Genomic DNA, 26,818 nt, shown 5'->3' on the forward strand with positions numbered 1-26,818 from the left:
CACCTCAGGCGGTGTCCGGTTCTCTGTCAGGGAGCCCCCACTGCTCGCGCAGCTTGTTGCGGCGCTCGACTCCTGCGGCCAGCTCCTCCTGCGGCAGATAGTTCTGCTCGTTCGTATAGACGATGTAGGTGACGGGATGCACGAAATTCTCCAGTCGCAAGTCGTAGGCGAGCACCTCGCGCCAGCCCGAGCCTCTCGAAGAGCGCGCCTCGACGACGATGCGGTGAGGTCGTCCAACTGGCACCTTGCCTGGGAAGGTTCCGCGAAATTCCGCCACCAGCTCGTGGGTGCTTCTGCCGGCAATGCTGAACGGGGTCCGTGCGTCCTGAACGTCGTCTGACTGAGGGATCAATGTGGTTCGGGTGTGTTCCCAAACCATGAACTGGCCCTCTGCGAAAGCTACCCGCAGTTCCATCACGACCAGCGCGGTGGCACCCGTGTTATGCAGCACCAGGGGAAGACGCAATGCGGAGCGGTCTTGCGAGAGGTAGGCAGCCCAAGTGCTGGGCTCGTATGCGACCAGCCTGCCGGGTCTGGCTTGAAGCCACCAAAACGACGCCACGGTGAACACCAAAGCCAGAACGGACACGATCAGAGCGGGTATAGCCACGCATTCATCATCGCGCCAAAGGAGTCTCTTTGGGGCGCGGCACCTAGCCGGTGCAAGACGCCGTACGCGACGCAGGAGCCACGGAGTCCACGACCAACGCGGCGGTATGACGCGTGGCTAGGACCAGCATCGCTTCTTCCCGTGAAGTGGCTTTTCACCGTCGACGCTGTCGAGCGCGAGTTCATCGTTCTCCAGCCAGGCCACTTGCTCGATCAACCGGACACCCGCGCAGCGCTACCCAAGGACTTGGCAGAGCGATCGGGTGTGTGATCCGCGATCGCTGGACCGGGCGCGTGCAGATGTCCGTTGGGAGGATGAAGCCGTCAATATCAAGTCAAGTCGAACACCAGCCAGAAACCGTGGGCCTGTCGCCGCAGGACCGGAAGACCCTGTGGGCTTGTTCCCGGCACCTGTGCGCCTTCCCGCAATGTCGGCGCCAACTGACGGCGGGCGAGGTCGATGCCAGGAGGGGGGGGGAGACTTTGCAAACCATCGTCGGCGAGGAAGCTCACGTCTACTCGCCGTCACCCGAGGGGCCCCGCTACGACGCGAACTACCCGGCCAACAAGTTGGAGACATACAAGAATCGAACCCTGCTATGCAGCATCCACCATACCTTCATCGACTCCGAGAAAGGTCGGGCGTACGACCCGGACACCCTCACCAAGATGATGCGGCGACACGAGCGGCAGGAGGAGCGACGCGAGCGGATTTCCGGAACCGTCCGCGCCTACGTGGCCGATCAGTACGAGGTCGACGACAAGGTGCTCTTTCGGCAGACCCAAGCTCGAAGGCCATCGGGTTGACTTTATGTTCGTCGACGTCTTCTTCGCGTCACGGGGCGACACAGAAGCTGCTGCCCTCCTCGCTCAGATCGCGCAAGATGCACCGGGTGACGCAGTAGTTCACGGGCGCCGCCCAGGCATTGCTGCACCCGCAGTGGACGGGGAACCCACTCATCGTCGGCGGCCCAGGCCAGGGCAAGTCGACGCTGTTGCAGTTCGTCTGCCAGTTCCACCGCGCGCGCTTCCAGCAAGCGACCGACTAACAGATCACCGAACCAGTCAGCGATACAACCTCTCGAGATCCTCGGCGAGCCGGATAGCAGCCTGAGCAATCGCAGAAGAGGCGTCAATGATGCGGTCGGACGAGACAGGTCCACCGTTGACCCCGAGTGACTCCAAGATCGCCGCGACCCGCGCGTTCTCGGCAACGGCGGAGCGGAAGATCAGCGAAGTGTTGTCCCCGTTAGCGGCTTCGAGGGCTCGCTTCGCCACCTCGATGTACTTGGCGTTCATGACGTCGAAGTACTGCTGAAGCAACGCGGCGAGCTGCGCCTGCTTCTCGAACTCGGCAGCATCAAAGGCATCGTCGCCACCAGCGCGGTCGTGAAGAGTCTGAGCCGCATGATTCAACGGCCGCACAACACCGCCCTCGTCGTAGGTGAAGAGCGCGACGGCGGCTGCGTTCGCATACTCGACCGCGGCCTTCGTGTAGCCGGTGAGGCTATAGAACAACGCAGCGCCCCTACCGTGGGCTGCCCCGCGAAGCTGCTGAACAACCGGAGCGCCAATGGGTGTGGCGTAGTGCTTGACCTGGGCCACCGCATCATTCGCCCGGACGTCAAGGCCGCCGTCCGCGCCAGGTGGAGTCATCTCGGCGTCGTCGAAGCCGAGCTGCCTCATGTGCCACGCGGCAAGAGCCTCAGCCTCCTGCCAAGACGAAACGACCCGACCGCCCGGTTCGATAGGCGGGGCTTCAAAGCGCGGCACCTCGTTTACGAGAGACGAAACTGCCTGTGCCGGCAGGGGCGAGCCCCGTCGACCGGCCGTTCCGTTCGGCACAGACCCCCCGCGTCGGTCGGGCACCGGGCCCGTCGGAGTAGCGGCTGGCTTCGGGGCCGCTGCGACGGGGACGACAGGCGGCCATGGTGCTGGGGGCGGCGCGATGGGCGACTGGGCGGACCGCCACCGAAGATAGTCACGGTTCACGAAGAGGCCGTAGCCGATGAGGCCGAGCCACAGAAAGGCTGCGTAGCCAGCGCCCAAGTCTTGGATGGGCTCGACGGGCGTCACCAGCGAAATCAGGCCGACCAAACTCAACGCGGTCACGACAACGGCACGACGCTTCCACGTAGTAGAACGCACGCGGACAGCGCAGTAGATGAAGCCAACGCACGAAAACGAACCGACCCCAAGGATCACCGCGAGGAGCCACGCACTATGGCGCACCTTCCACATGAGGCTGCGGGTAGCGAAGGAGCGCGTGTCGTGCATGAGAGGAGTGTCGCAAACCCCACCGACAGCCGGCTCGACAGAACCGGGCTGCCGACATCAACGGTCATACAGTTCTGTGGCCCGTGCGACACCGAATCCGTCACTCCTACGTAGACGACGCCGACGCGTTGCACGCAGGGTGGGCAACAGCCGTAATGGCTGATGCGGGACGGGGAGTCGCATCGCACCCCCGGCCACCACGGACCACCGATTGCACAAGATTCGCCGTCGTCGACCGCAGCGGCAACCTAGCGCGGGTTGGCGCGCCCCTCGCCCAGGACGGGCGCGTCCCGCAGGTTAGCGCCTGCTCGTACCAAGTTACGTCTGGGTGCTCGAGTGCATTCACCAAGCGGCGGAATGACGCAGTCGCCACGGCAGGCTATGTAGTCGCGTGAGCACTGATTAAGAGCGGCATATGTGCAGGTTAGCGCAGTGCCTATCAACCGTTGCGGTCGAACCAAACGAAAATTGTGGCTCTCGTGACCGGCCAAGCTTGCCGAAGAGTTGGTGCGCCACAGGTTCGTGCAGTCACATGTTGTTCGGCGCAGGCGGATGATGGCTGTACGTCTTCTACTCAGCAGCATCCGCCTGAATCTGAATGGTTGACGCGGGCCACCCTTCACCCGTTCCGATCAGGACGCGTGCCTGAAAATGTTGACGCAACCCTTCGACGTCGAACTTCATCGACTTAGTCTCTATGCGAACAGCGTCGGGCACGGACTCGTTGGATAGCCACAGCACCTGACCGGGGTCAAGAAATAAGCCGGCGGCGCCTTGGCCCTCGAACGCGACGATCGGCTGTCCCGGCTGGGGTGTCGCAAGCTTCAGCACCGGAAGCGGCCACGGTTCGCCGAATAGGGCTAGCTCCCCGAAGATCTCGCAGGCGACGAGCGTGAGGAGTTTGTGGACGTCGTTGAATGCGTCGGCGTACTTCCGTGCCGAATCGGTCAACGAGTCGATGACCTCGGCGGTCGTGTGAGCGCGGTACTCGGCCCGCGGCAGAGCAAAATTTTCCTCGTGATCGTCTACTGCTTCCAATGATAGCCGCTCGGCTAGTTCCCGACGCGCATCTCGGAGCGCTACCTTCCCGACCTCGCCTAGCCCGTCCAGTGAGTCGTGAAAACGGATCCACGCCGGCGACACTTCGAGAGTCCTGACTAGGTCCCGGGCGGCCTCATCAAGTTCGCGTGACGCGTTGACGTGGGCGCCTAGTAGATTGGGAACGCTCGGTGGCGCTGGCAGCTGATTTAGCCCGGCAGAGAACTCCTCCTTAGCCCATCCGTAGTGGATCGTCATCTCGAACGTCGTTAGCGGCGTCCCAGGAGCGAGTTGGGGTGCGCGAAGAATCGGGTACCCAGCCAGTCGAGAGCGGAGCCACGCCAGTGTCATTCGGTGCGCAGTTTCAATTTGGTTTGCCATTGTCAACCACGCCGCGATCTCGCTCTGGTCGACGGCAGGAGTCCCGCCGCTGATAAGTGGCTGATCCAGCAGAACGGGAACGCGGCTTCCGAACATCAAGGGCTTCATCATCATCCCGGCATGCATGTCGAGATGCTGGAGGAGCGCAGGAATCCCAGTCGCACTGTCACCGCGGTTCTCAAACCCCTGGTTGCGGGGCAGGGTTGCGGCAAAGTCCTTCACCAGCGGCGTCTCTGACCACGCGTCGGCCAGCCGCCACACGGCCCTCCAGAGGTCCGGTGACGTCGAGTGCTGCACGCTCATGCGGGTACTCCCTTGAAGAGTTGGTGGGCGGAGTCATAACCAGTGGTTCCGGGTCAGCTTCACAATCGCGCTTCTGATCTTCTTCGCGGCCTCGCGTTCGGGCGACGTAGAGACATGCGACTCGACGTCTCCCCACGTGGTGAACCTGTCTTCGCCGTGGGTCCGGTCGGTTGCGGGGGAGTTGTCTGGGGCGGGCACCAAGTGCGTTGCCGGTGAGTGCCGGAACCTGACTGGCCACCCGTCAGGTCCTAACTCTCGGCCTTCGCGTTCGTAGACGACGCCAGTAATACCCAACGGGCCGACGGTCTGGGCCAGACGCTCGGCAGCGACCCGGGGCGCGACCTCGGCGAGAATGAGTTTGGCCGCGGCGACCACTAGGTCCGTGTGCGCGGTCAGCTGATCGCACGCTTCCTGCCGTGACCGCGGGGTACGGGGCCGCAGGCTGCTGCTGCGACCGAGCCGATGGTGCAGGATCCATTGCCACAGCCGGGTCGCGACAGCGACGGGACCGTCTCCGGGTTCGGTTACCACGGTCGTGCCGGCGAACAGATCCGGCGCATCCTCAATCCCGACCCAGCCACTAATGCCGGCGCCGACCTGGGCGAGCGGGGTGCCGTCTTGACGCCGCCACATGGTCACCCCCGCGGCTGCCAGGTCCGGCAGTACAGCGCTGAGGATCCTCGCCACAAACTCAGGAGTGTCGTCGGTGATCGTGTTGTGGTCGGACTCGCTGAGCCGAACCAGCGTGAAGGGAAGTCGCTCGGCGACCGCCAGAACATCGGCGTCACTGAACATCAGCATCTGTGCCGAGAGCAAGACCCGGTTCTCATCGTTCTCGACAAGCGTGACCGGAAGGTGCACCAAACCGTCTGCGTGGGCGCGTGCGGCGAAGTAGTCCGCAAACGAGTCGTGGACCGGACCCTTTAGCGTCGTCGATCCGATCCCGGTCACGATCGCGTTGATCAAGCCGCTACGCGCGACCGCTTCACGGATGTGCGCGACCTCGGTCGCGATACCGTCGTTCTGAAGTAGGGCCGCAGCCTCGCTGAACAGTCGCTCCCACTCCAGCGGGTTCGCGTATCGCTTGCCCTGATCGAGCAGCCTCGCGAACACCACGCCCAGCATCGCCGACGCGATGCGTACGTCTCCGGCGTTCGTTCGGGCCGCCATCCGCTCGACACTGCCCCCGTAAACCGATGCCCTATCCGTAAAGGGCACCCCGTCGGCCACCAGTTCCAACGCCAACCGCAGCAGCATGGGGTTACCGGCCGCGTCGCCGAGGGCGTGCTCGACCCGGGCCAAAGCGGTGGCGGATTCGCGGGCGAACTCGTCCGCCGGCACGTCACCCGGCCCACCGGGTTCACTGTGCTTGTAGGGCTGTACTGGCCCGCCGGCAGAGTCGGGGCCTGGTGTTGGTTCCGTCTCGGCGATCCGTGAGAGGACCTTCGCGGTCAACTCGGTGCGTTGTTCGCGACCGAACGCGTGGGGGAACAAACGGCCAGCGGCGACCGAGGTCGGGTAGACACTCGCGCATAAAGTCTCGTCGCGACCGACCACCACGACCCGGGCATTGTGGCCGCCGGCCAGATGGGTCCGCAGTTCCTCAGCGAGGACACCACGCAGATGCGGCGGCACCTCGGAGACGCCGTCGAGAACCAGAGTCGTGCTGGGATCGGCCAGCGTCTGTCGTCCCACGGCTCGCGGCAGGTTGCGCCCAACTAGGTCCCCGACAGCGTCCGCGACGAGACGATCGAGCCTGTTGGCGATGTACGCCTCCACGTGACAAACGACCACTGATCGGCCGGCGACTGCGGCGTTGTGGCGCCACAGGCGCGCCACTGTCGACTTTCCGGATCCGGTCCGGCCCGCGAGCACGAGCGGCGTCGACGTGCGGTCGAGGTCTTCGATGCGCAGCTCCTCGCTCTGCCAACCGGCTCGCAGCGCCGGGGTGACTTCGTCACTTACGTCAAGAGCGGCAGCAGCAGCCTGATACTCGCCACCCAGGGCGCTCGCCCAACGGTCGGCGGCGGGCAGGTCACTCGCCCCGCCCAGGACCGCAACGATCTCTTCACGGCTGACGATCCGGTCGTCTGCGTCACTCATACCCGACCGGGTGGAGATCAGCCGGAACAGCTCGTTGACCCGGTCGATGGACTCCTTCTCGGCGTCCGGGTGCCGTGTTCCGATGCTCAAGAGAGCCCGGACCTCGATTTCGGCCGAGAGCAGCAGCGCTTCGACAGAACCAGGTTCTGAGACGACGTGCACACGGGCCGCAACCTTGCACATCGGATCGGTGTCAGGGACGCCGAGCAATCCGGCGATCAGTCTTAGGTCACCGCCACGAGCAGCGTCCAAAGCGGCGACGACGACGTGACCGGAGGCGGCTAGCTCGCCATCAGTCAAGAATTCGAAGGCTGCACTCTTGCTGGCCGTGAGATCAGCCCAACGTCGAAGGATCTTCAGCAGGTCGCCCTTCGCCCACGTGTAGGGCGCGACGCGGGACTTCATCTGGGCTCCGCGCACGACAACGGGCGAACCACCCGAAGGATTAGGTCCGAGCACCTCGAGGTCTAAGACGTCCTCGGTGCCTTCGACCCGAATCCCCGCCAGTGTCGGGTCGGCCGCAACGTCGAGCGCGGCGAGCAAGGCATGACAGTGCTGGTAGTTGATGCCCCTGACGGTGTCGACGCCACTCACTCGCAGAAATCCTCTCGCACGATGCAGACACCGTCGCACGAGCGCGTCAGGGTTGGGGCGATGTATCAGGCGGCAGAATGCGCGAGTCGCCCAGGACGCGCCAAGGGCGATTTGGACCCTCGACTCGTCTCCTAGCGGTAGGGCGGCTGCCGACCGAAATGAGTCGCGAGTGCGGCCTGCCGCCCGCGGATCACTGCCTGAGACACCCGCGGAGCAACTGAACGTATGGACCTCGAGAGCCCGCGATCCCGCGAGCTCGTGGGCCGCGGCGGAGCCTTTCCACCGGTGCCGCAGGTTGTGAGTTTATAGGCGATTGGGGATCGTGGGCAGCAGCGTCAATCTGGGCGGGAAGGGCGTGGAACCCGCCTTCACTCCGTCAGGGGGACGTTCAATTGCGTCCCAATCGTGTGGTGTGGGCGTCCCCGGTGCAGGTAGTTCGCTGAGGTCAGCAATCGACCTCAGGAGGAACCCATGGCCATCCCACGCAAGCTGCCCGTCGAGTTCGACATCGTCTTCCCGTTCGGGGCCTACATGGTGGGTGAGATCTCGCCGGTTCGTGACTTCGACCGGTCGACCCGGGAGGCACCGGTCCAGGCGGCTGACCCGGACTCCGGCATGCCCGTCTGGGCGGTCGACGTCGTCGACGCCGACCCGGAGGCGAAGAAGTCCAACCGGACGATGACGGTGAAGGTCAGCGCCAAGGTGATGCCGGTGCTGGACCGCCACGAGGGCGAGCTGCCCTTTCGGCCGGTGCGCTTCGCCGGCATGACGGCGACGGCGTACGTCGAGGACACCGGCAACTTCTCTCGCATCGCCTGGTCCTTGCGGGCCAAGGAGGTCACCACCCCGAGCACCCCCGCCAGCGGCTCGGCGCAGCGGTCCGACAAGGCGGTGGCCTGAGATGTCGGTGGGATGGGACGTGGAGTGGGGGAGCTGGGTGCTCGGTGACCTCGCCGACGCGCTCGGACGAACGGCCGACCTCCTGGGGCGCCAGCAGGAGGTCTCCCGCATCGAGGTGGTGCCGCCGACCGACTCGGACAAGCTGCCGCTCGTCACCGTGCACGTCGGGGACGAGATGGCGAAGCGCAAGCTCCGCAAGCGGCTCATCTACGGAGAGCACGAGGTCGAGTTCATCAGTCAGAGCCCGACCGGCTGGACCGCGGAGACCGCTGGCCTCGTCCTGACCGTGGTCGCCGTTAAGAGCCAGTGACGTGGCGCGCTCGTCGACGCACGAGTGGTTCCGCTTCCTCGACGTGACCACCGAGGACGAGGCCGCCGAGGAGCTGATGCGGTGGTCGGCGGCACTCAAGGTCGTGTACGACGACCTGGCTCGCCAGTGCCGCGGACTCGGCGACGCCCCGGGCGGCGACCTCTACGAGGTGCTCAACGTGGCCCGGTCGACGCTCAGCGAGGGAATCGACATCCTCGACGACGCCGTACGCCGATTCCGGGCCGGCGAGCACCGGGTCGCATGACCCTCTCCAAGACGGCAGCGACGGCGTGGTCCGAGACCCGCTTCTGGGTGAATCTCCTGGCCTGGTTGTCAAAGCGGCATCCCGGCCACGTCGTCGTTGCTCTTGCTCTGGTCTGGCTCGCCTGGGGGTCGGCGCCGACTGCGATCGCCGTGGCGGGCGCGTTCATGGTGGTTGCCAGGTCGTGGATGCTGCTTCGGCCTGGGAGCTACTGGCGCCTCGCCGGCCCGATCGTCGGACGCTATCGAGCCCAGATCGCGAGGCTCGAGTGGGTAGACGCGCTGGCGTCGTGCGGCCTGGCCAACGAGCGTCCCGCCCTGCGGGTCGTGTCGAGATGGCCGCGACTCGTGCTTCGCACCCGGCTGGCCGGCGGTCAGACCATCGCCGGTTTCGAGCAGCAGGCTGAGGCGCTGCGCTCCTGCTTCGGGGCCTCGCAGATCCGCGTCGAGCCTGACGGAACGCGAGACGTGCGCATCTCGCTGGCTTTCGAGGACGTGCTGGGCGAGCCTTTCGCAGCGACAGTCCCGCGGCGCGTTCGAGGCGCCAGCGTGGTCATCGGACGTGAGTGGAACGGCAGTGACTGGGCTCTTCCAATCGGCCCCCACACGTTGGTCGCAGGGTGCTCGGGATCGGGCAAGGGGGCCGTGCTGTGGTCCTTCGTCTTCGGGCTGGCGCCAGCGGTACGTGACAGCCGCATCCAGCTGCACGGCATCGACCTCAAGGGCGGCATGGAGATCCTGATGGGGCGTGGGCTCTTCACGACCGTAGCGACCTCCCAGGCAGAGGCGGTCGCGCTGCTCGAGCTCCTCGTCCAGTGGCTTCAGAGGCGGACCCGGCAGTACGCCGGCCACGTCCGCAGCCACGAGCCCACGACTGATGACCCACTGCACGTCATCGTCATCGACGAGCTAGCCGCCCTGACGGCGTACTCGATCGACCGGGAGCTCCAGCGTCGTGCTGACGTCGCCCTCAACATCCTGCTCTCGCAAGGTCGAGCGCCCGGGTTCGTGGTGTTCGCCTGCCTGCAGGACCCGCGCAAGGACGTCGTGCCAGCGCGTGGGCTCTTCACGCAAATGGTGGGCCTGCGGCTCAAGGACTCATCTGAGTCGACGATGGTGCTGGGGGAGGCCGCTGTGCAGGCGGGCGCGCACTGCCACCGTCTGTCCGTGGACGTGCCCGGCACTGGATACGTCGTGCCGGAGGCCGGTGGGCCACCAGTGAAAGTCCGAGCCGGCTACGCCTCCGACGAGCTGATCCGCGAGACGGCGACTATGTTCGCCACGCCCACCACCTTGTCCGTGCTGCCCGTCCGTCCCGAGCACCAAAGGCGCGGACGTCGAGCCGACCGCGCCTCGGACAACGTGTGAGCCCCGGCAGTCCAACGACGGCCGCTGAGGCCGCCAGCCTGCACCGGGATGTCTACCGCCACGACGCCGAACGACGCGCGCGTGGCTGCGTCCAACCCGTGCGCCTGCGGGGCCAGCGCAACCTGGTCGACACCCGGACGGGGGAGATCACGACGCTGTACGACTCGGCCAGCGAGCTCGACGGCCAGGTGTACGTGCGGTGCGGCGACCGCCGTGCGCGGGTGTGCCCCAGCTGCTCGCGGGAGTACAAGGGCGATGCCTGGCACCTGTTGCTCTGCGGGCTCGCCGGCGGCAAGGGCGTACCCGCCGATGTTGCGAAGCGCCCGTGCACCTTCCTCACCCTCACCGCGCCGTCCTTCGGTCCGGTCCACGGCACTAGGGGAGGGGGCCCGTGCCGGCCTCGACGGGACCACCCGCGTTGCCCGCACGGCCGGCCGATGTGGTGCCACCGCCGCCACGACAAGCACGATCGATCGGTTGGGGAACCGTTGTGCGAGGACTGCTACGACTACGTCGGGCATGTGCTGTGGCAGTGGCACGCCCCGGAGCTCTGGAGACGCTTCTGCATCGCGCTGCAGCGCGAGCTCGCCAAGGTCGTCGGTCTGCGAGTCAGTGACTTCCGAAAGGCGTGCCGGATCTCGTACTCCAAAGTGGTCGAGTTCCAAGCTCGGGGAGTCGTGCACTTCCACGCACCCATCCGGCTCGACGGCCCGGAGGGGCCCCACGGCCCACGATGCGACCTGTCTCTGGACACGGATGATCTGGAGCGCGCCATCGTGGTCGCTGCGGGGCGCGTAGCGCTCGAGTCGGAACTGCTCGTGGACGGCGGCAGTCGCGAGCTGAAGTGGGGGGCGCAGATCGATCTGAGGTCCATCAGCGGTGCTGTGGCGCGCAACTCCGACAGGGCCGCCCGCGTGGTGCATCCAGAGCAGGTCGCGGCGTACCTGGCGAAGTACCTGACCAAGACGACGGAGGACTTCGGCCTGCCGGCTCGGGTGAGGACGCCTGGCCAAGCGCGCGCCGGAGGTGCAAGTCCACATGCAGTGAATCTGGTGCGAGCCGCGTGCTGGCTCAGTGGACAACACGAGGCGTACCGACGCATGCAGCTGTGCCTCGCCACGCTGGCCTACCGTGGACACCCGATCACGAAGTCACGAGCCTATTCCGTGACCTTCGGCCAGCTGCGACTCGCACGCAAGATGCACCGCGGCAGTCGTGGCACTGCGCCGCAGGAGGTTCACCCGCTGGTCGCCGACGACGCGCCGACGGGCTTCGAGGTCGTGTCGAGCTTCGTCTATGTCGGGCGCGGAATTCCCCTGCTCATGGCCCGCTCGCGGGCGGGACCCGGCGTCGAGTGGGATGCGGCGTGACGGGCAGGTTCGGCGCCGATCGAGATTGCTTGGCCTCTGCGACGGCCCCAAGCCCGGTTGTGGCAAGTTCGCAGGATGAGTGGAGAGCAGCCAGTCGAGGATCGCTTCTTTGAAGACGTCGGTGACGGTTCGCCGCGGTCTTCAGTCCTGTTTGGCCACCTGTGGCTGGAAGCTGAGCTGCTGAACTCCTTGCGTGCGGCGATGCCTTTTCCGAATCAGGTGAGCCTCATCCGATTGCCCTTTGATCTGAAGGTTGGACTGGTGGCGGCCCACGGTCTGATGGCTGAAGACGAGAAGGGGGCCTTCAAGCGTCTTAATGTGCTGCGCAATCGGATCGTTCACGATCTGCACTACGACCTCGCCGAGAAGGACGAGGTGGACCTCCTCAACTCGCTGGGGAAGCGACACCGCGTGCGATTCGCCATGGTCGTGCGGAACGACGCCGAGCCCATGATCTTCCCTGACAAGTTGCAAATGGCGATCAATGTCATGCGCACGTCTTTGCAGTTGGACCGGGAAGCGGCTGAGGCTGCCCACGTGCGCTTGCGCGCTGCAGCTATTCGCGTTCAAGATGCAGTGCGAAATGGCAGACCCGCCGACGGAGTTCCTGGGTCGTAGTACGAGTTCTCCGAGCGCTATCGGCGCGGTGGCCAGGGTGGGCCCTGAGGTACGCCGGCCGCTGGCACCTGGCGGGGCACGCCTGCAAGGGCCTCCACTCAGGCCGTCAATGCGCGTCCGCTCTTCCTAGGGACGCGCTCAGACGTCTCGCTCCTGGGGTCCCGATCAAGTCGACAGCGATGTTCCATGTCGAAGGAGCTATCAAGCGGCAACAGACCTGCGGGTCCTGGCGACAAGGAGTAGCGCTCGTGGTGGAAGCGGATGCACCCAGCAGGTTCGAGGCGCTGTGGAGCGTGCACGAGACGGCGACGTACCTCGGGCTCGCCGCCGCCACGCTCTACGGGTGGCGTGGCCGAGGGTACGGACCGCCGGGCTACCGCCTTGGCAACAAGGTGCGCTACCGCCCCGACGAGGTGCGGGCCTGGGTCGCCGGTCAGACCTCGCAAGCGTCCTGAGCGATGGGCCGCAGACCGCTTCCGTTGGGATCGTGGGGCTTGATCAGGACCGACCCTGTCGGCGGGAAGCCGACCAAACGCTTCAGGGCGCGGGCCTACTACCGCGACTTCGACGGGGTCACCCGCCTGGTCGAGGCCAGCGGCAGGACGTCGACCCAGGCCAGCCAGACCCTGCGCGCCAAGCTGCAGAACCGTTCTCAGGCAGGTCGACGAGGTGAGCTGACGAGCATGTCTCGGTTCAGCGACGCCGCAGCTCTATGGGTCCAGCGGATCGACTCGCTGGTGTCCGATGGCAGCCGATCGCCGTCCACGGCCGAGATCTACCGGCGTCAGCTGCGGCTGCACGTGCTGCCGGCTATGGGAGAGCTCCGACTCGGGGAGATCACCACCCCTCTCGTGGACCGAGTGATCTCGAGCATCAAGAGCACGGTCAGTCCAGCGACGGCCAAGACGGCTCGGTCGGTGATCTCAGGAGTCATGGGCCAAGCGGTGCGGCACGGTGCTGCGCTGGCCAACCCAGTCCGCGAGGTGGAGCGCATCGAGTCGACGGCGCGGCGCTCACCGCGTGCGCTCGAGGCGGCAGAACGCGTCGAGCTGCTGACGTGGCTGGCTCAGGACGAGAAGGCGAGACGGCACGATCTCCCCGAGCTCGTGTTCTTCATGCTGGCCACGGGAGTTCGCATCGGGGAGGCGCTGGCGACGGTGTGGTCGGAGGTCGACTTCGCGGCCGGCACGGTGCACGTGAGCAGCACGCTCGTCCGTGTCCGTGGGGAGGGGCTGCTCCGCAAGTCCACCAAGACGAGTTCGGGGGATCGATTGCTGGACCTCCCGGCATCGGCCTTGGCCGTGCTGCAGCGGCGCTTCATGAGCGGGGCACGACTCGACCAGCCGCTGTTCCCCGACGTGGTCGGCGGCTTCCGAGATCCTTCAAACGTCCGCCGCGAGCTGCGCGAGGCGCGAGAGTCCGCGGGGATGCCGTGGGTCACGTCCCACACGTTCCGAAAGACCGCAGCGACCATCCTCGACGAGGCGGCGCTGTCGGCGCGCCTGATCGCGGACCAGCTCGGGCACAGCCGGATCTCCATGACCCAGGACGTCTATCTCGCCCGCCGGTCGGTTGGCTCGCCCGCAGCGCTCGCACTCGACGACCGGTTACGGGACATAGCGCCGTCGGGCGAAAACAATGGCAAAACAATGGGGAACGACGAAGGCCAGGCCCCCGGAGGGACCTGACCTGGGTCTTTGTGCGCCAGCAGGGACTTGAACCCCGAACCCGCTGATTAAGAGTCAGCTGCTCTGCCAATTGAGCTACTGGCGCGTGAAGCGAGTGGAACGTTATCAGCCACCGACCCCGGGGTGAAATCGGGGCGGTGTGTCCTGGACCACCCCCGCGCGGAGGTGGTCCGGGACGCAGTCAGCCGACGACGAGCGGCTTGAGCGGGTGGATCGCCGGGGGTGCGGCGAGCTGCTCCCCGACGCTGGCCAGGGCGCCCTGGACGTGGTCGGTGGCGAGGTGCTGGTCGAGGTCGGAGGGGTCGCTCCACTCCTCGACGGTGACGAAGGTGCCGGGGGCGGCGACCGACTCGGACAGGTCGTAGGACAGGCACCCCGCCTCGGCGCGGGTGGGGGCCACCAGCGCTTCGAGGGCGGCGCGCACGGCGTCCTCGGACCCGGGCTTGGCGGTGATGACGGCGACGACGTTGACGCTCATGGGCGCTCCTCGGTGGTGGGTGCCGCTCACCGTAGTGCGTCGGCCGCCCGGTGGGTCGGCTGGCGACGCGGCGTCCGGGTCGCGCGGGGCGGGCGCGGGCTCATCCAGCGGCGCTCGACGAAGCGGTAGGACAGCTCCGCGGCGGCCAGGGTGGCGACCACGTTGGCGGGGACCCACAGCAGGCTGTCGCGCAGCAGGGGCGTGAGCGCCCACGCCATGAAGTTCTGCCACAGGTAGATCGAGTAGGACCGCTTGCCCAGCGCCACCATCGGCGCGCTGGAGAACCACCGGCGCACGGTGCTGTCGCGACCGGCCATGTCCTGCGAGATCAGCCCCACCACCACCACAGCGGCGGCGACCGAGGCCAGCAGGATCCCCCCGTTGTACGCCGGCCGGTGGTCGAGGTCGAGGCCCACGGCCATCGCGCCGAGCGCGGCCAGGCCCAGCCAGGTCGTCCAGCTGCGTCGGCCGAACCACTCGAAGGCGACCGTGGGGTCGGGGCGTCGGGCGAAGACCTGGGCGACGGCGCAGCCGATGAGGATGCCCTGCGCGTGCAGCGGGCTGGCCTCGTAGGCGATGGACACGCTGTGGGTGCCGTCGAAGACGACGGCCTGCGCGACCGTCGAGAGCGCGACGCCGGCGAGCGTGAGCGCCAGCAGCGTGCGTCGGCGCACGCGGGGCAGGAAGAAGATCAGCACCAGGGGCCAGAGCAGGTAGAACTGCTCCTCGACCGAGAGCGACCACAGGTGGTCCACCTGCCAGGGCACGTCGTGGCCCACGACCGAGGCCCAGTTCATGGTGTAGGTCATCACCCCGCCGAAGGTGACCGCCGCGACGACGAGGTCGCGCACGGTCGGCGTGAGCAGCACGGTGACCAGTCCGAAGACCGCCATCAGCGCGAGCACGGCGGGCAGCAGCCGGCGGGCGCGACGGACGTAGAAGCGGCGCAGGTCCAGGCGGCCCGTGAGGGCGTGCTCGCGCAGCAGGATGCTGGTGATGAGGAAGCCGCTGAGCACGAAGAAGACGTCGACCCCGATGAAGCCACCGGGGACCAGGTCGGGCTCGAGGTGGATGAGCGAGGTCAGCACCACCGCCAGCGTCCTGAGGCCGTCGAGGGACGGCAGGTGCGGTAGTGCGGCCGTGCGTGCGTCGTCCTTCATGGCTCCCCGTTCGCCCGCGAGGGGTGCCGACCCGCCGCACGACGAGGGTAGGTCCGAGCGCCCGGTCCTGTCAGTGGACGGTCATGCTCGGGGCGTCCTGGTCCAGACCTCTGGACCGGCACGCCCCTGCGGGCGCGTCGCTCAGCGCTCGGCGAGCACGGCCTGCGCCGCGTTGTGACCCCCGAGCCCGCTGACGGCGCCGCCGCGGCGGGCGCCCGAGCCGCAGAGCAGCACGTCCTCGTGGTCCGTGGCCACGCCCCACTGCTGCGCAGCGGTGTCGAGGGCCTGCCGGTCGCCGGCCCACGGCCACTCCAGGTCGCCGTGGAAGATGTGGCCGCCGGGCATCGCGAGGTCGTCCTCGACGTCCTGCGGCACCTTGGCCTCCAGGCACGGGCGTCCGTCGGGGCCGCGCAGCAGGCAGTCCTCGAGGGGCTCGGCGAGGTGCACGTCGATGGCGGCGATCGCCTTGCGCACCGCCTCGTCACGACGGCCCGCGCGGTCGGAGGCGAACAGCTCGGAGGGCATGTGCAGCCCGAAGTAGGTCAGCGTGTGGACGCCGTCGTCGGCCAGCTCGCCCAGGATCGAGGGGTCGGTGAGGGAGTGGCAGTAGAACTCGCCCGGCGGCGTCGAGGGCACCTGGCCGGCCGCCGCCTCGGCCCAGGAGCGCTCCAGCACGGAGTACTCCTCGGCGACGTGCAGGGTGCCGGCGAAGGCCTCGCGGGGGTCGTGCCCGCTCCGGAGCCGGGGCAGGCGGGAGAGCAGGAAGTTGATCTTGAGCTGGGCCCCCGACGGCTTGTCGGCCGACGTGCCCTCCTCCTCGAGCAGCAGGCGCAGCACCCACGGGGCGACGTTGGACAGCACGCGGTCGGCGCGGACGCCGTGCTCGCGCTCGCCGTCGTGCCAGACCACCTCGGCGCCGTCGCCCCCGACCCCGGGGCGGATCGCGCTGACGCCCGCGCCGGTGAGGATCTCGGCACCGCGCACGGTCGCGGTGCGGGCGAGCGCCCCGGTGACCGCGCCCATGCCCCCGACGGGGACCTTCCACTCGCCGGTGCCGTTGCCGATGAGGTGGTAGAGGAAGCAGCGGTTCTGCACCAGGGAGGGGTCGTGCAGCGAGGCGAAGGTGCCGATGAGCGCGTCGGTGGCGACCACGCCGCGCACCAGGTCGTCGGCGAAGCGCTCCTCGACGACCCGGCCCAGCGGCTGCTCGACGATGGCGTCCCACGTCGCCGGGTCGACCTGCTCGCGCAGGCCCCGGGCGGTCGGGAGCGGGGCCATCAGGGTCGGGGCGACGACCCGCGCCAGGTCGCCAACCTCGGCGTAGAAGCGCTGCCACGCGGCGTGCTCCTGCTCGCCGCCGGTCAGCTCGGCGAACGACCGCCGGGTCGCCTCGCCCTCCTCGCGCTCCACGAGCAGGCCGACGTGGCGCCCGTCGCGCACCGTGGGGGAGTACGACGCGGTGCGGCGCGAGACCAGCTCCAGCGGCAGGTCGAGCTCGCGGGCGAGCTGCTCGGGGAGCAGCGAGACCAGGTAGGAGTAGCGCGAGAGCCGTGCCGGCAGCCCCGGGAAGGCCCGGGTGCTGATGGCCGCGCCACCCGTGTGGCCGAGCCGCTCGAGGACCAGCACCGAGAGCCCCGCCCCGGAGAGGTACGCCGCCGCCGTCAGGCCGTTGTGGCCGCCCCCCACGATCACCACGTCGTACGCCGCGCGCTGCGCTCCCGCTCCCATGGCGGGCAACCTACCGCCCGCCGGGAACATTGAATCTTCAACTAGCGTTGGGTCCACACTGATCCCACCCCGGAGGTGCCCGATGCCCGCTGTGACCGTGTCCGACCTGACCGTCCTGGAGCGCCTGGCCGCGCCGGGCCTCGGCGACACCGTGCGTCCGGTGACGCAGGTCGTCACCGCGCCGCAGGGCTACGAGGGCGAGGGCTTCCCCGTCCGCCGCGCCTTCGCCGGCGTCGACCTGCGCGACCTCGACCCCTTCGTGCACCTGGACCAGATGGGGGAGGTGGAGTACGCCCCGGGCGAGCCCAAGGGCACCTCGTGGCACCCCCACCGCGGCTTCGAGACCGTGACCTACATGATCGACGGCGTCATGGACCACCACGACAGCCACGGCGGTGGCGGGTCGATCACCGACGGCGACACCCAGTGGATGACCGCCGGGTCGGGCCTGCTGCACATCGAGGCCCCGCCGGAGTGGCTGGTCACCCGGGGCGGGCTCTTCCACGGCCTGCAGCTGTGGGTCAACCTGCCGCGCGACGCCAAGTGGTCGACGCCGGCCTACCAGCCGATCACCTCGGGCCAGGTCGGCTTGGCCACCTCCGCGGACGCCGGCGCGCTGGTGCGGGTCATCGCCGGTCGGGTCGGGTCGACCCGCGGCCCCGGGTCGACGTACACCCCGATGACGCTGGTGCACCCGACCCTCGAGCCGGGCGCGCGGCTCGACCTGCCGTGGGAGGCGGCGTACAACGGGCTGGTCTACGTGCTCTCGGGCCGCGGCACCGTGGGCGACGAGCGTCGCCCGGTCTCGGCCGGGCAGCTGGCCGTGCTGGGCGCGGGCGACTTCGTCAGCGTCGAGGCCGACCGCACGCAGGACGGGCGCACCCCGGCCCTGGACGTCGTCGTGCTGGGCGGGCAGCCGATCCGCGAGCCGATCGCCTGGGCCGGGCCGTTCGTGATGAACACCCGCGCGGAGGTGGTGGCGGCCTACGAGGACTTCCAGAAGGGTCGTCTGGGGAGCATCCCCGCGGAGCACACCCGCTCCTGAGGCGAGCGGGGCCTGCGGCACCGGCCGGTCCTTTGGCACCATCGGCCGGGTGGACGGACGGGCGAGCGGGCGCGGCGGGCCCTCGCGCACGTGGCCGGCACGTCGTCGGGCGGACCGCTGGACCGGTCGCTGCGGGTGACGCTCAACTTCCACCCGGACCGCGTGCTCGGTGCGACGAGCGTGCTCACGGGCCTCGCCCGGGACGGTGCCTACCGGTCGCAGTTCGAGACCGGCACGAGCAACGGCGGGCTCGGCGCCCACCGGGGCGGCGCTCGCTGGCGGTGGGAGCAGCGCCTGTTCGGACGCGCCTACGACGACGCCGCCCCCGCGGAGCGCCCGAAGTACGGCGCCCTCGACCACCGCCGGCGGCGCATCGGGGGCGCCCCGCGCTTCGGGTCGGCCCACCTGCGCCTGACGGAGGCGGTCCTCGACCGCAGCACGTTCTGCTTCCCCGACTCGGTGTCCGAGCCCACGGCGACGGGGACCGCCGACCGCTTCGACCTGCTGCCGCTGGTGGAGCGCTTCGACGCCCGCCTGCGCGCGGGCGAGCTCGGGCCGGCCGAGGGGGGAGTCCTCGACGACTACGTCGAGGCGCACGTCCACGGCCCGGTGGAGCTGGGCACCGACGTGGAGGCCGTCGTCCTCGACCCGTCCTTCCGTGGCACGGCCACCGAGCAGCAGGCGTGGGACCTGGGCGTGCCGGTCGAGTGGCACGAGGGACGCCGGCTGCTGCTCGAGGACCTCCAGGCGCGCCCCGACCTCCGCGGGCCCCACGTCGTCGAGGTCGGTCGTCGCGTCGCAGCCGCCGGCGTCCTGGACGCCGCCATCCTCGGTCGTGCCGCGCTCGCCGGGGGCGAGGACCCCCAGGACCTCAAGCTGCTGTGGCACTGCATCGCGGTGCTGGGCCGCCCTGTGGGTCCCTGAGCCCGGGCCTGTCCCGCTCCTGAGACGATGGGCCACATGCCCGACCCCACCACCGCGACCAGCACGACCAGCCCGCTGGAGGTGCTGCGGACGGTGTTCGGCTACCCCGGGTTCCGGGGTGACCAGGCCGAGGTGATCGACACCGTCGTCGCCGGGGGCGACGCGGTCGTGCTGATGCCGACCGGCGCCGGGAAGTCGCTGTGCTACCAGGTGCCCGCGCTGGTGCGCCCCGGCACCGGCGTGGTGGTCTCGCCGCTGATCGCGCTGATGCAGGACCAGGTCGACGCCCTCGCCGCGCTGGGGGTGCGCGCGGCCTTCCTCAACTCCACGCAGGACCCCGACCAGCGCCGGGCGGTCGAGGCGGCGTACGTCGGCGGCGAGCTCGACCTGCTCTACCTCGCCCCCGAGCGGCTCTCGGTGCCCTCCACGCTGCAGCTGCTCGACCGCGGCCGGATCGCGCTGTTCGCGATCGACGAGGCGCACTGCGTCTCCTCGTGGGGCCACGACTTCCGGCCCGACTACCTCCAGCTGGCGGTCCTCGGCGACCGGTGGCCCGACGTGCCCCGGATCGCGCTGACCGCGACCGCCACCGCCGCGACCGCGGTCGACATCACCGAGCGGCTCCACCTGCAGTCGGCGCGCACCTCCGTGGCCAGCTTCGACCGGCCCAACATCGAGTACCGCATCGTGTCCAAGGACAACCCGCGCGCCCAGCTGCTCGAGCTGCTGCGCACCGAGCACGCGGGCGACGCCGGCATCGTCTACTGCCTCTCGCGCAGGTCGGTCGAGGAGACGGCGGCGTTCCTGTCCAAGAACGGCATCACCGCGCTGCCGTACCACGCCGGTCTGGAAGCGTCGGTCCGCGCGGACCACCAGGCGCGGTTCCTGCGCGAGCCCGGCCTGGTGATGACCGCGACGATCGCCTTCGGCATGGGCATCGACAAGCCCGACGTGCGCTTCGTGGCCCACCTCGACCTGCCCAAGTCGGTCGAGGGCTACTACCAGGAGACCGGCCGCGCCGGACGCGACGGTGCTCCCGCCACGGCCTGGCTGGCCTACGGCCTGGCCGACGTCGTGCAGCAGCGCCGGATGATCGACACCTCCGACGGCGACGCGGCCCACCGGCGCCGCCTCGGCCAGAACCTCGACGCGATGCTCGCGCTGTGCGAGACCGTGGAGTGCCGCCGCGTGCAGCTGCTCGCCTACTTCGGCCAGGACGCCCAGCCCTGCGGCAACTGCGACACCTGCACCAGCCCGCCGCAGACCTGGGACGGCACCGTCGCCGCGCAGAAGCTGCTCTCCGCGGTCGTCCGGCTGCACCAGCGCGGCCAGCGGTACGGCGCCGGCCACGTCGTCGACATCCTGCTCGGCAACGCCACTCCGCGGGTCACCCAGCTCGGTCACACCGACCTGTCGGTCTTCGGCATCGGCACCGAGCTCGACGCGGCCGGGTGGCGGGGGGTCGTGCGCCAGCTCCTGGCGCGGCGACTGCTGGCCGTCACGGCCGACGGCTACGGCACCCTCGAGCTGACCGAGGGCTCCAACGAGGTGCTCCGCTCCGGCCGCCAGGTGCCGCTGCGCACCGAGGCGCCCCGCTCGTCGCGCAAGCGCTCCGCCGGCTCGGGGCGCCGCAGCGCGGCGGCCGACGCGATCGCGCTCGACGCCGCGGGGGAGGACCGCTTCGAGCGGCTCCGCAGCTGGCGGGCCACCACGGCCAAGGAGGCCGGCCTCCCGGCGTACGTCATCTTCCACGACGCCACGCTGCGCCAGGTCGCCGCCGAGCAGCCCACCGACCGCGCCGCCCTCTCCGGCATCTCCGGCATCGGCGCCGGCAAGCTCGACAAGTGGGGCGACGCCCTCCTCGAGGCCCTCGCCGACCCCCTCGCCCCCTGACCAGGGCCCCCGGTCCTGACGAAGGGCCCCCTCCGGTCCTCGAGGAATGACCGCCCTCGGTCCCTGAGGAAGGACGGAGTCCTGTCTCGAAGGGCCGGCCCTTCGAGACGGTCGCGAGGCCGACCTCCTCAGGGGGCGAGGGGCGGCCCTTCGAGACGGTCGCCAGGGCGACCTCCTCAGGGACCGGTGGGCGACGTTCTCGGGGGCCGAGGGGATCCTTCAGCCCCAGAGCGCGCGGAGCTGCTCGACGTGGGCGGGGGCCTGGGCGCGGCCTGCGCGGGCCGACGGCGGGCGGGCGGCGGGGTCCAGGACGTTCTTGCCGATGGCGGCCCGGGAGCCGGCGTCGGGCGTGATGACCACGTGCGGCACGCCCAGCTCCTCGAGCTGCCGGGTCGCGCTGCGGATCGGGCCGATGCCGCGGTCGAGCGGGGAGAGGACCACGACGGTGTCGGCCCCGGCCGCGAGGTCGGCGTTGGCGCCGGAGCGGGCGCCGCCGTCGACGTAGGTGCGTCCCCCGATCGGGATCGGCGGGTAGACGCACGGCACGGCGCACGAGGCGTTCACGGCGTCCTCGAGCGACACCTCCGGGTGGGGGCCGCGCGGGCCGAACGCCACGAGCCGCCCCGTCTCCACGTCGACCGCGGTCACCACGAGGTCGCGGTCGGTCCACTCCAGGCCGCCGATGCGCTGGGCCACCTGCTCGTAGCGCTCCGCGACCGTCGGCGTGCGCCCCTTCGCGGTCAGGGCCACCGCCTGCCGGCCCAGGATCCGGCCGAAGCGCTCGACGTCGCCCCGGGCCCGCAGCAGGGCCACGGCGAAGCGCGCCGCGACCGCCGGGCCGATCGAGGCCAGCGGGGCGGTGTCGCCCAGCTCGGCGGGCGTGAGCAGCTGGCGGCGGTAGAGCTCCTCGAGCGGGATGGCCGAGGTGACCTGCGCCCCGACGATGGAGCCGGCCGAGGTGCCGACCACCCGGTCGGCCGTGGTCAGGTCGACGCCCGCCTCGGCCAGGCCGGCCAGCAGCCCGGTCTCCCAGGCGATCCCGGTGATGCCGCCGCCGCCGAGGACCAGAGCTCGCTTCGTCACCGGGTCAGTGTGCCGGACAGTCCCGCGCGAAAACCCGTTGCCCACCCCTCGTCGACGCGGCCACGCTGGGTCCGAGCCACCGGAGACCGCCGGTGCCCGTCGAGAGGAGCTGACGTGACCACGACCGTCCTCGGCCTGTCCGCAGACCGATCCCTCCCGACCCCCTGGAGCCCTCGTGCCCACGCCTCCGCAGGACCGCACCACCGACCCGGCTGACCCTGCTGGCTCGACCAGCCAGCGGACCACCGACGACGTCGACCCGGCGTACGTCGTCGACTGGGACCCCTACGACGACCCGGAGGGACCCGGCCGCCGCTGGTCGACCTGGCTCGACGTCGACCCGCTGTGTCGGGGACCCGAGCCGCGCCCCGACTGGGTGGTGACCTCCCGGGGTGCGGTGGACACCGACCTCGGCATCCTCAAGACCGGCAAGGAGGGCGACGTCTTCCTGCTCGAGCGGGCCGACCCCCACGAGCCCGATCGCGGCGTGGTGATGGCGGCCAAGCGCTACCGCGGCGAGGAGCACCGCGACTTCCACCGCTCGGGCGACTACACCGCGGGCCGTCGGACCCGCCGTACCCGTGACGCCCGCGCGGTGGCCAAGCGGTCGGCGTACGGCCGGGCGGTCGCCGCCGGCCAGTGGGCCTGGGCCGAGTGGGAGGCGCTGGTCCGGCTGCACGGCTTGGGCCTGCCCGTGCCCTACCCGGTGCAGCTCGACGGGACCGAGCTCCTCATGGAGTGGATCACCGTCGACGGGGCCAGCGCGCCGCGGCTGGCCCAGACCCGGCCGGACCGCGCGCTGCTGGCGTCGTACCACGACCAGCTCGTGCACGTCCTGGCCGAGCTCGCCCGGCACGGGCTCGTTCACGGCGACCTGTCGGCGTACAACGTGCTGGCGGCGGGGGAGCGGCTGGTCGTCATCGATCTCCCGCAGGTCGTGGACCTGGTGGCCAACCCGGCCGGGCCGGACTTCCTGCTGCGCGACTGCACCAACGTCTGCCGGTGGTTCCGCTCGCGCGGCCTCCCGGTCGACGAGCACGAGCTGTACGCCGACCTGCTGGCCCACGCGTTCTGAGCGCGGCCGGGAGTGCCCGGGAAGGGGACGAGCCCCCGGCCGCATCGCTGCGACCGGGGGCTCGACCACCGGGGTGAGTAACGGGACTTGAACCCGCGACATCCGCCACCACAAGGCGGCGCTCTACCAGCTGAGCTATACCCACCATGGCTTCCCGTGGAGGGAAGAACCGACAGGGAGTCTAACGGCTCCCTGCCGGGGCCTGAAATCGGGGCTAGTGAGGCTGCGTCAGCGAGGCCTGGTGGAGCGCGGCGATGCGCTTGGCCTCCTTGGAGTCCGGCCCGGGCGGGGGCACGAAGACGGCGTCGCGGTAGTAGCGCAGCTCCTCGATGCTCTCCTGGATGTCGGCGAGCGCGCGGTGGTTGCCGCCCTTCTGGGGGGCGTTGTAGTAGGCGCGGGGGAACCACCGGCGCGAGAGCTCCTTGATGGAGGAGACGTCGACGATCCGGTAGTGCAGGGCCTGCTCGAGCTGCGGCATGTCGCGGCTGATGAAGGCGCGGTCGGTGGCCACCGAGTTGCCGGCGAGCGGCGGGCGGCTGCCCTCGGGGCACTGCGACCGCACGTAGGTCAGGACCGCCTCCTCGGCCTCGGCCAGGCTGACGCCCGACTCCAGCTCGGTGAGCAGGCCGGAGCTGGTGTGCATCTGGTGGACGAACTCGACCATCTGGTCGAGCGCCTGCTGGGGCGGCTTGATCACCACGTCGACGCCCTCGCCGAGGACGTTGAGGTCGAAGTCGCTGACCAGCGCGGCCACCTCGACCAGGGCGTCGGCCTCCAGGTCGAGCCCCGTCATCTCGCAGTCGATCCACACCAGTCGCTCGGTCACAACGACTCAGCCTACTCATGGTGTTTCCTCACCCGACCGCCAGCGCGGCCCCCTACGGTGGGCGCATGTCGCGCTGGCTCGGTCTCCTCGCGCGCCTGGTGGTGGGCGGGACCTGGATCTGGGCCGGGTGGCTCAAGCTGCCGGACCCCGAGGCGAGCGTCACCGCCGTGCGCGCCTACCAGCTGCTCCCGCCGGCTGCCGCCGACGCCGTGGGACGCGGGCTCCCGGCGGTCGAGATCGCGGTGGGGGTGCTGCTCGTGCTGGGGCTGTTCACCCGCGTCGCAGCTGCCGCGTCGGCCCTGCTGCTGGCGGCCTTCATCGTGGGGATCGCCTCGGTGTGGGTGCGCGGCATCCCGATCAGCTGCGGTTGCTTCGGCGACGGCGGCTACGACCCCGACGCGTTCTCGCAGTACCCCTGGGAGATCGCCCGCGACGCAGGCCTGCTGGCCGCTTCGGGCCTGGTGTGGTGGGTACGTCGCACCCGCCTGGCGCTGGACGGCCTGGTCTTCCCGGCGTGACCGACGAGAGAGAACGAGGCGCCTGATGGCCCAGAAGCGAACCGACCGACCCGGGTCGGGCCGACCCGACCGGACCACGCGCGCCGCCGCGCTGCAGCACGAGGCCGCGACCAAGGAGCGCAACCGCCGGCTCCTGGTCGCGCTGGCGGCCGTGGTCGTGGTCTGCGCGCTGGTGGCCGGCGTCGTCATCTTCAGCGGCGGCGACGGCTCCCAGGACGCGCCCAGCGCCGACGTGCCCGCCGCGGCCTCGGGGCAGGCGCTGGTGATCGGTCCGAAGGACGCCGCCCACCAGGTCGTCGTCTACGAGGACTTCCTGTGCCCCTACTGCCGCGAGCTCGAGAACGGCTCGCGGTCGTTCCTGCAGGCCGGGGCGGCCGCGGGCACGGTGCGGGTGGAGTACCGCCCGTTCCACCTGCTCCAGGACGACTACTCGGAGCGTGCGCTCAACGCGTGGGGCATCGTCCTCGCCCAGGGCACCCCCGCCCAGGCGCTGGCCTTCCACGACAAGCTCTACGACGAGCAGCCCTACGAGGCCGCCTCCTCCAAGCCCGACGACGCCCAGCTCGCCGACTGGGCGAAGGACGCCGGCGTGAGCGACGGCAAGGTCCTCGACGCGATCCGGTCCGGCACGATCGACCAGCAGTTCGTCGACGCGGCCGACGCCACGGCCGAGAAGGCCGGCGTGCAGGGCACCCCGACGGTCACCCTCGACGGGAAGCCGCTGGAGGGCTCCTCCATCAGCGCGATGGTCGACGACCTGGAGCGGGCCGTCGCCACGAGCTGAGCGGTCGGTGGAATGCTTGCCCGTCATGGCCGACCTCACCTCGTTCATCGCCCGCCTGCCCAAGACCGAGCTGCACGTCCACCACGTCGGCTCCGCGTCGCCCCGCATCGTCAGCGAGCTGGCGTCGCGCCACCCGGGCACGGTGCCGAGCGACCCCGACGCGCTGCGCGACTTCTTCGCCTTCCGCGACTTCGCCCACTTCATCGAGGTCTACCTCGCCGTCGTCGACCTGATCCGCACCCCCGAGGACGTCCGGCTGCTCACCTACGAGGTGGCCCGCGAGATGGCCGAGGGGCAGCAGGTGCGCTACGCCGAGCTCACCTGCACGCCGCACACCTCGGTGCTGACCGGCATCCCGATCGAGGCCTTCACCGAGGCCATCGAGGACGCCCGGGTCGCCGCGGAGCGCGACTTCGGGCTGGTGCTGCGCTGGATCTACGACATCCCCGGCGAGCTGGGGGTGCCCGGCGCGGACGCCACCCTCGGCTACGTGCTGGACCACGCGCCCGACTCGCTGGTCGCGCTGGGCCTCGGCGGACCGGAGATCGGCGTGCCGCGGCCGCAGTTCCAGCGCCACTTCGACGCCGCACGGGCCGCCGGCCTGCACTCGCTGCCGCACGCCGGGGAGACGACCGGTCCGCAGACGATCTGGGACGCGCTGGAGCTGCTGGGTGCCGAGCGCATCGGCCACGGCACGTCGGCCGCCCAGGACCCCGCCCTGCTGGCCCACCTGGCCGAGGCCCGGGTGCCCCTCGAGGTGTGCCCCTCGTCCAACGTCGCGACGCGCGCGGTCGCCAGCCTCGAGGAGCACCCGATCCGGGCGTTCCGCGACGCGGGCGTGCTGGTCACGGTCAACAGCGACGACCCGCCGATGTTCGGCACCACGCTCAACCGGGAGTACGCCATCGCCGCCGACTTGCTCGACCTCGACGAGCGGGGGCTGGCCGACCTGTCGCTGACCGCGCTCGACGCGTCGTACGCCTCCGACGACGTGCGGGCGCGGGTCCGCGCGGAGGTGGAGGCCTACGTCGCTGAGACGGGCGCGGCCGGCGCGTCGGGTCCGGCGTAGGTCTCGCTGAGCCGGACGAGGCAGCCGTGGTTGGGGTCGGGCATCAGCACCGCCTCGAGGACGGCGCGTCCGGGCGACGGGTCGCCCTGGTCGACCCACACCAGGCGCCGGCCGTCGTCCTCGACGGTCTGCAGCGTCCAGCCGGCCGTGCGCGCGGCCTCGACGAGGTGGGCGACCACGGTCGCGGGGTCCCCGGAGAAGAAGCGCTCGTCGGGCTCCTCGCCCTGCTCGACGGTGTTGATGGGCCCCGACCTCCTGTTGACGACCCGCGACGCGCCCCCGGCAGGAATCGAACCTGCGACCAAGAGATTAGAAGTCGGTCCCGCGTCATCCTGGCTTGTCCGACCCTGCCCTGATCAGGCGGGGGAGCGGCGTTGCAGCCGACTCTTCCTCCTGACCAGTCGGGCCCGATCCT

General features: G+C 69.8%; 26 protein-coding genes and 2 tRNA genes. 16 read left to right on the forward strand and 12 right to left on the reverse strand.

Annotated elements, in window-relative coordinates:
- Positions 1 to 4: 4 nt before the first annotated feature.
- A complete protein-coding gene (locus BLU55_RS01345; protein WP_091725288.1) occupies positions 5 to 610 on the reverse strand; it encodes a hypothetical protein in 606 nt (201 codons plus the stop codon).
- Between the two features lie 266 nt (positions 611 to 876).
- Between BLU55_RS01345 and BLU55_RS01350 the strand changes: the two genes are divergently transcribed.
- The gene (locus tag BLU55_RS01350; protein WP_091725290.1) at positions 877 to 1,416 is read left to right on the forward strand and encodes a hypothetical protein; all 540 of its coding nucleotides are present in this window, start codon (positions 877 to 879) and stop codon (positions 1,414 to 1,416) included.
- A gap of 258 nt (positions 1,417 to 1,674) precedes the next feature.
- Here BLU55_RS01350 and BLU55_RS19985 read toward each other — a convergent pair whose 3' ends face one another.
- The 3 genes from BLU55_RS19985 to BLU55_RS01365 all read right to left on the reverse strand — a co-directional run bounded on the left by BLU55_RS19985 (position 1,675) and on the right by BLU55_RS01365 (position 7,305).
- Positions 1,675 to 2,886 carry a restriction endonuclease gene (locus BLU55_RS19985; protein WP_091725292.1) on the reverse strand — a complete coding sequence of 404 codons (1,212 nt, stop codon included), beginning with the start codon at positions 2,884 to 2,886 and terminating at the stop codon, positions 1,675 to 1,677.
- A 570-nt stretch (positions 2,887 to 3,456) separates the two neighbouring features.
- On the reverse strand, positions 3,457 to 4,608 hold the full coding sequence (locus BLU55_RS01360; protein WP_091725294.1) for a hypothetical protein: 1,152 nt from the start codon (positions 4,606 to 4,608) through the stop codon (positions 3,457 to 3,459).
- 33 nt (positions 4,609 to 4,641) lie between these two features.
- Positions 4,642 to 7,305 (reverse strand): NACHT domain-containing protein, encoded by a 2,664-nt coding sequence (locus tag BLU55_RS01365; RefSeq protein WP_091725296.1) that lies wholly within the window; start codon positions 7,303 to 7,305, stop codon positions 4,642 to 4,644.
- A gap of 471 nt (positions 7,306 to 7,776) precedes the next feature.
- Between BLU55_RS01365 and BLU55_RS01370 the strand changes: the two genes are divergently transcribed.
- The 8 genes from BLU55_RS01370 (at position 7,777) to BLU55_RS01405 (ending at position 13,820) form a co-directional block, all read left to right on the forward strand.
- Positions 7,777 to 8,205 carry a hypothetical protein gene (locus BLU55_RS01370; protein WP_091725297.1) on the forward strand — a complete coding sequence of 143 codons (429 nt, stop codon included), beginning with the start codon at positions 7,777 to 7,779 and terminating at the stop codon, positions 8,203 to 8,205.
- A 1-nt stretch (position 8,206) separates the two neighbouring features.
- On the forward strand, positions 8,207 to 8,515 hold the full coding sequence (locus tag BLU55_RS01375; RefSeq protein ID WP_157682674.1) for a hypothetical protein: 309 nt from the start codon (positions 8,207 to 8,209) through the stop codon (positions 8,513 to 8,515).
- A 1-nt stretch (position 8,516) separates the two neighbouring features.
- Positions 8,517 to 8,780, forward strand: a complete 264-nt coding sequence (locus BLU55_RS01380; RefSeq protein ID WP_091725301.1) for a hypothetical protein — start codon at positions 8,517 to 8,519, stop codon at positions 8,778 to 8,780.
- Entirely contained in the window at positions 8,777 to 10,144 is a 1,368-nt protein-coding gene (locus BLU55_RS01385; RefSeq protein ID WP_091725302.1) for an FtsK/SpoIIIE domain-containing protein, read from the forward strand. Before BLU55_RS01380 ends, BLU55_RS01385 begins: the two co-directional genes overlap by 4 nt.
- Positions 10,141 to 11,514 carry a replication initiator gene (locus tag BLU55_RS01390; RefSeq protein ID WP_331713636.1) on the forward strand — a complete coding sequence of 458 codons (1,374 nt, stop codon included), beginning with the start codon at positions 10,141 to 10,143 and terminating at the stop codon, positions 11,512 to 11,514. Before BLU55_RS01385 ends, BLU55_RS01390 begins: the two co-directional genes overlap by 4 nt.
- A gap of 75 nt (positions 11,515 to 11,589) precedes the next feature.
- Positions 11,590 to 12,132, forward strand: coding sequence for a hypothetical protein (locus BLU55_RS01395; RefSeq protein ID WP_157682675.1), 543 nt, complete (start codon positions 11,590 to 11,592; stop codon positions 12,130 to 12,132).
- Positions 12,133 to 12,380: 248 nt separating this feature from the next.
- Positions 12,381 to 12,587 (forward strand): helix-turn-helix transcriptional regulator, encoded by a 207-nt coding sequence (locus tag BLU55_RS01400; RefSeq protein ID WP_231916992.1) that lies wholly within the window; start codon positions 12,381 to 12,383, stop codon positions 12,585 to 12,587.
- Positions 12,588 to 12,626: 39 nt separating this feature from the next.
- Positions 12,627 to 13,820, forward strand: a complete 1,194-nt coding sequence (locus BLU55_RS01405; RefSeq protein WP_197681066.1) for a tyrosine-type recombinase/integrase — start codon at positions 12,627 to 12,629, stop codon at positions 13,818 to 13,820.
- Positions 13,821 to 13,832: 12 nt separating this feature from the next.
- Here BLU55_RS01405 and BLU55_RS01410 read toward each other — a convergent pair.
- From BLU55_RS01410 to BLU55_RS01425, 4 genes are all read right to left on the reverse strand, one after another.
- Positions 13,833 to 13,905 (reverse strand) — tRNA-Lys (locus BLU55_RS01410).
- Between the two features lie 96 nt (positions 13,906 to 14,001).
- Positions 14,002 to 14,298, reverse strand: coding sequence for a putative quinol monooxygenase (locus BLU55_RS01415; RefSeq protein ID WP_091725311.1), 297 nt, complete (start codon positions 14,296 to 14,298; stop codon positions 14,002 to 14,004).
- A gap of 26 nt (positions 14,299 to 14,324) precedes the next feature.
- Complete coding sequence (locus BLU55_RS01420; protein WP_091725313.1) at positions 14,325 to 15,458, reverse strand: acyltransferase family protein; 1,134 nt, start codon at positions 15,456 to 15,458, stop codon at positions 14,325 to 14,327.
- A gap of 141 nt (positions 15,459 to 15,599) precedes the next feature.
- Entirely contained in the window at positions 15,600 to 17,186 is a 1,587-nt protein-coding gene (locus BLU55_RS01425) for a phytoene desaturase family protein (RefSeq protein ID WP_091725315.1), read from the reverse strand.
- Positions 17,187 to 17,268: 82 nt separating this feature from the next.
- On the opposite strand from BLU55_RS01425, the gene BLU55_RS01430 reads away from it, so the two are divergent.
- The 3 genes from BLU55_RS01430 (at position 17,269) to recQ (ending at position 21,048) form a co-directional block, all read left to right on the forward strand.
- Positions 17,269 to 18,231 (forward strand): pirin family protein, encoded by a 963-nt coding sequence (locus BLU55_RS01430; RefSeq protein ID WP_091725316.1) that lies wholly within the window; start codon positions 17,269 to 17,271, stop codon positions 18,229 to 18,231.
- 90 nt (positions 18,232 to 18,321) lie between these two features.
- On the forward strand, positions 18,322 to 19,155 hold the full coding sequence (locus BLU55_RS01435; protein ID WP_091725318.1) for a DUF3626 domain-containing protein: 834 nt from the start codon (positions 18,322 to 18,324) through the stop codon (positions 19,153 to 19,155).
- 36 nt (positions 19,156 to 19,191) lie between these two features.
- Positions 19,192 to 21,048: a DNA helicase RecQ gene (recQ, locus tag BLU55_RS01440; protein ID WP_091725320.1), complete on the forward strand. Its 1,857-nt coding sequence runs from the start codon at positions 19,192 to 19,194 to the stop codon at positions 21,046 to 21,048.
- Positions 21,049 to 21,267: 219 nt separating this feature from the next.
- On the opposite strand, the gene BLU55_RS01445 is transcribed toward recQ, so the two are convergent.
- A complete protein-coding gene (locus BLU55_RS01445; RefSeq protein ID WP_091725321.1) occupies positions 21,268 to 22,131 on the reverse strand; it encodes a patatin-like phospholipase family protein in 864 nt (287 codons plus the stop codon).
- Positions 22,132 to 22,306: 175 nt separating this feature from the next.
- Here BLU55_RS01445 and BLU55_RS01450 point away from each other — a divergent pair, with 175 nt between their 5' ends.
- Positions 22,307 to 23,206, forward strand: coding sequence for a serine protein kinase RIO (locus tag BLU55_RS01450; protein WP_091725323.1), 900 nt, complete (start codon positions 22,307 to 22,309; stop codon positions 23,204 to 23,206).
- Between the two features lie 72 nt (positions 23,207 to 23,278).
- Here the strand turns inward: BLU55_RS01450 and BLU55_RS01455 are convergent.
- Positions 23,279 to 23,351 (reverse strand) — tRNA-His (locus BLU55_RS01455).
- 69 nt (positions 23,352 to 23,420) lie between these two features.
- Positions 23,421 to 24,032, reverse strand: coding sequence for an oligoribonuclease (gene orn / locus BLU55_RS01460; RefSeq protein WP_091725324.1), 612 nt, complete (start codon positions 24,030 to 24,032; stop codon positions 23,421 to 23,423).
- 65 nt (positions 24,033 to 24,097) lie between these two features.
- Between orn and BLU55_RS01465 the strand changes: the two genes are divergently transcribed.
- From BLU55_RS01465 to BLU55_RS01475, 3 genes are read left to right on the forward strand one after another with little or no spacing between them, the layout of a single operon-like run.
- Positions 24,098 to 24,550, forward strand: a complete 453-nt coding sequence (locus tag BLU55_RS01465) for a DoxX family protein (protein ID WP_091725326.1) — start codon at positions 24,098 to 24,100, stop codon at positions 24,548 to 24,550.
- Positions 24,551 to 24,575: 25 nt separating this feature from the next.
- Positions 24,576 to 25,334, forward strand: a complete 759-nt coding sequence (locus tag BLU55_RS01470) for a DsbA family protein (protein ID WP_091725328.1) — start codon at positions 24,576 to 24,578, stop codon at positions 25,332 to 25,334.
- Positions 25,335 to 25,359: 25 nt separating this feature from the next.
- Entirely contained in the window at positions 25,360 to 26,403 is a 1,044-nt protein-coding gene (locus tag BLU55_RS01475) for an adenosine deaminase (RefSeq protein ID WP_091725330.1), read from the forward strand.
- Here BLU55_RS01475 and BLU55_RS01480 read toward each other — a convergent pair.
- On the reverse strand, positions 26,358 to 26,708 hold the full coding sequence (locus tag BLU55_RS01480; protein WP_091725331.1) for a hypothetical protein: 351 nt from the start codon (positions 26,706 to 26,708) through the stop codon (positions 26,358 to 26,360). The two genes, BLU55_RS01475 and BLU55_RS01480, sit on opposite strands and share 46 nt — an antisense overlap.
- Positions 26,709 to 26,818 lie beyond the last annotated feature (110 nt).

Source organism: Nocardioides scoriae, from assembly GCF_900104965.1.
Taxonomy (GTDB): domain Bacteria; phylum Actinomycetota; class Actinomycetes; order Propionibacteriales; family Nocardioidaceae; genus Marmoricola; species Marmoricola scoriae.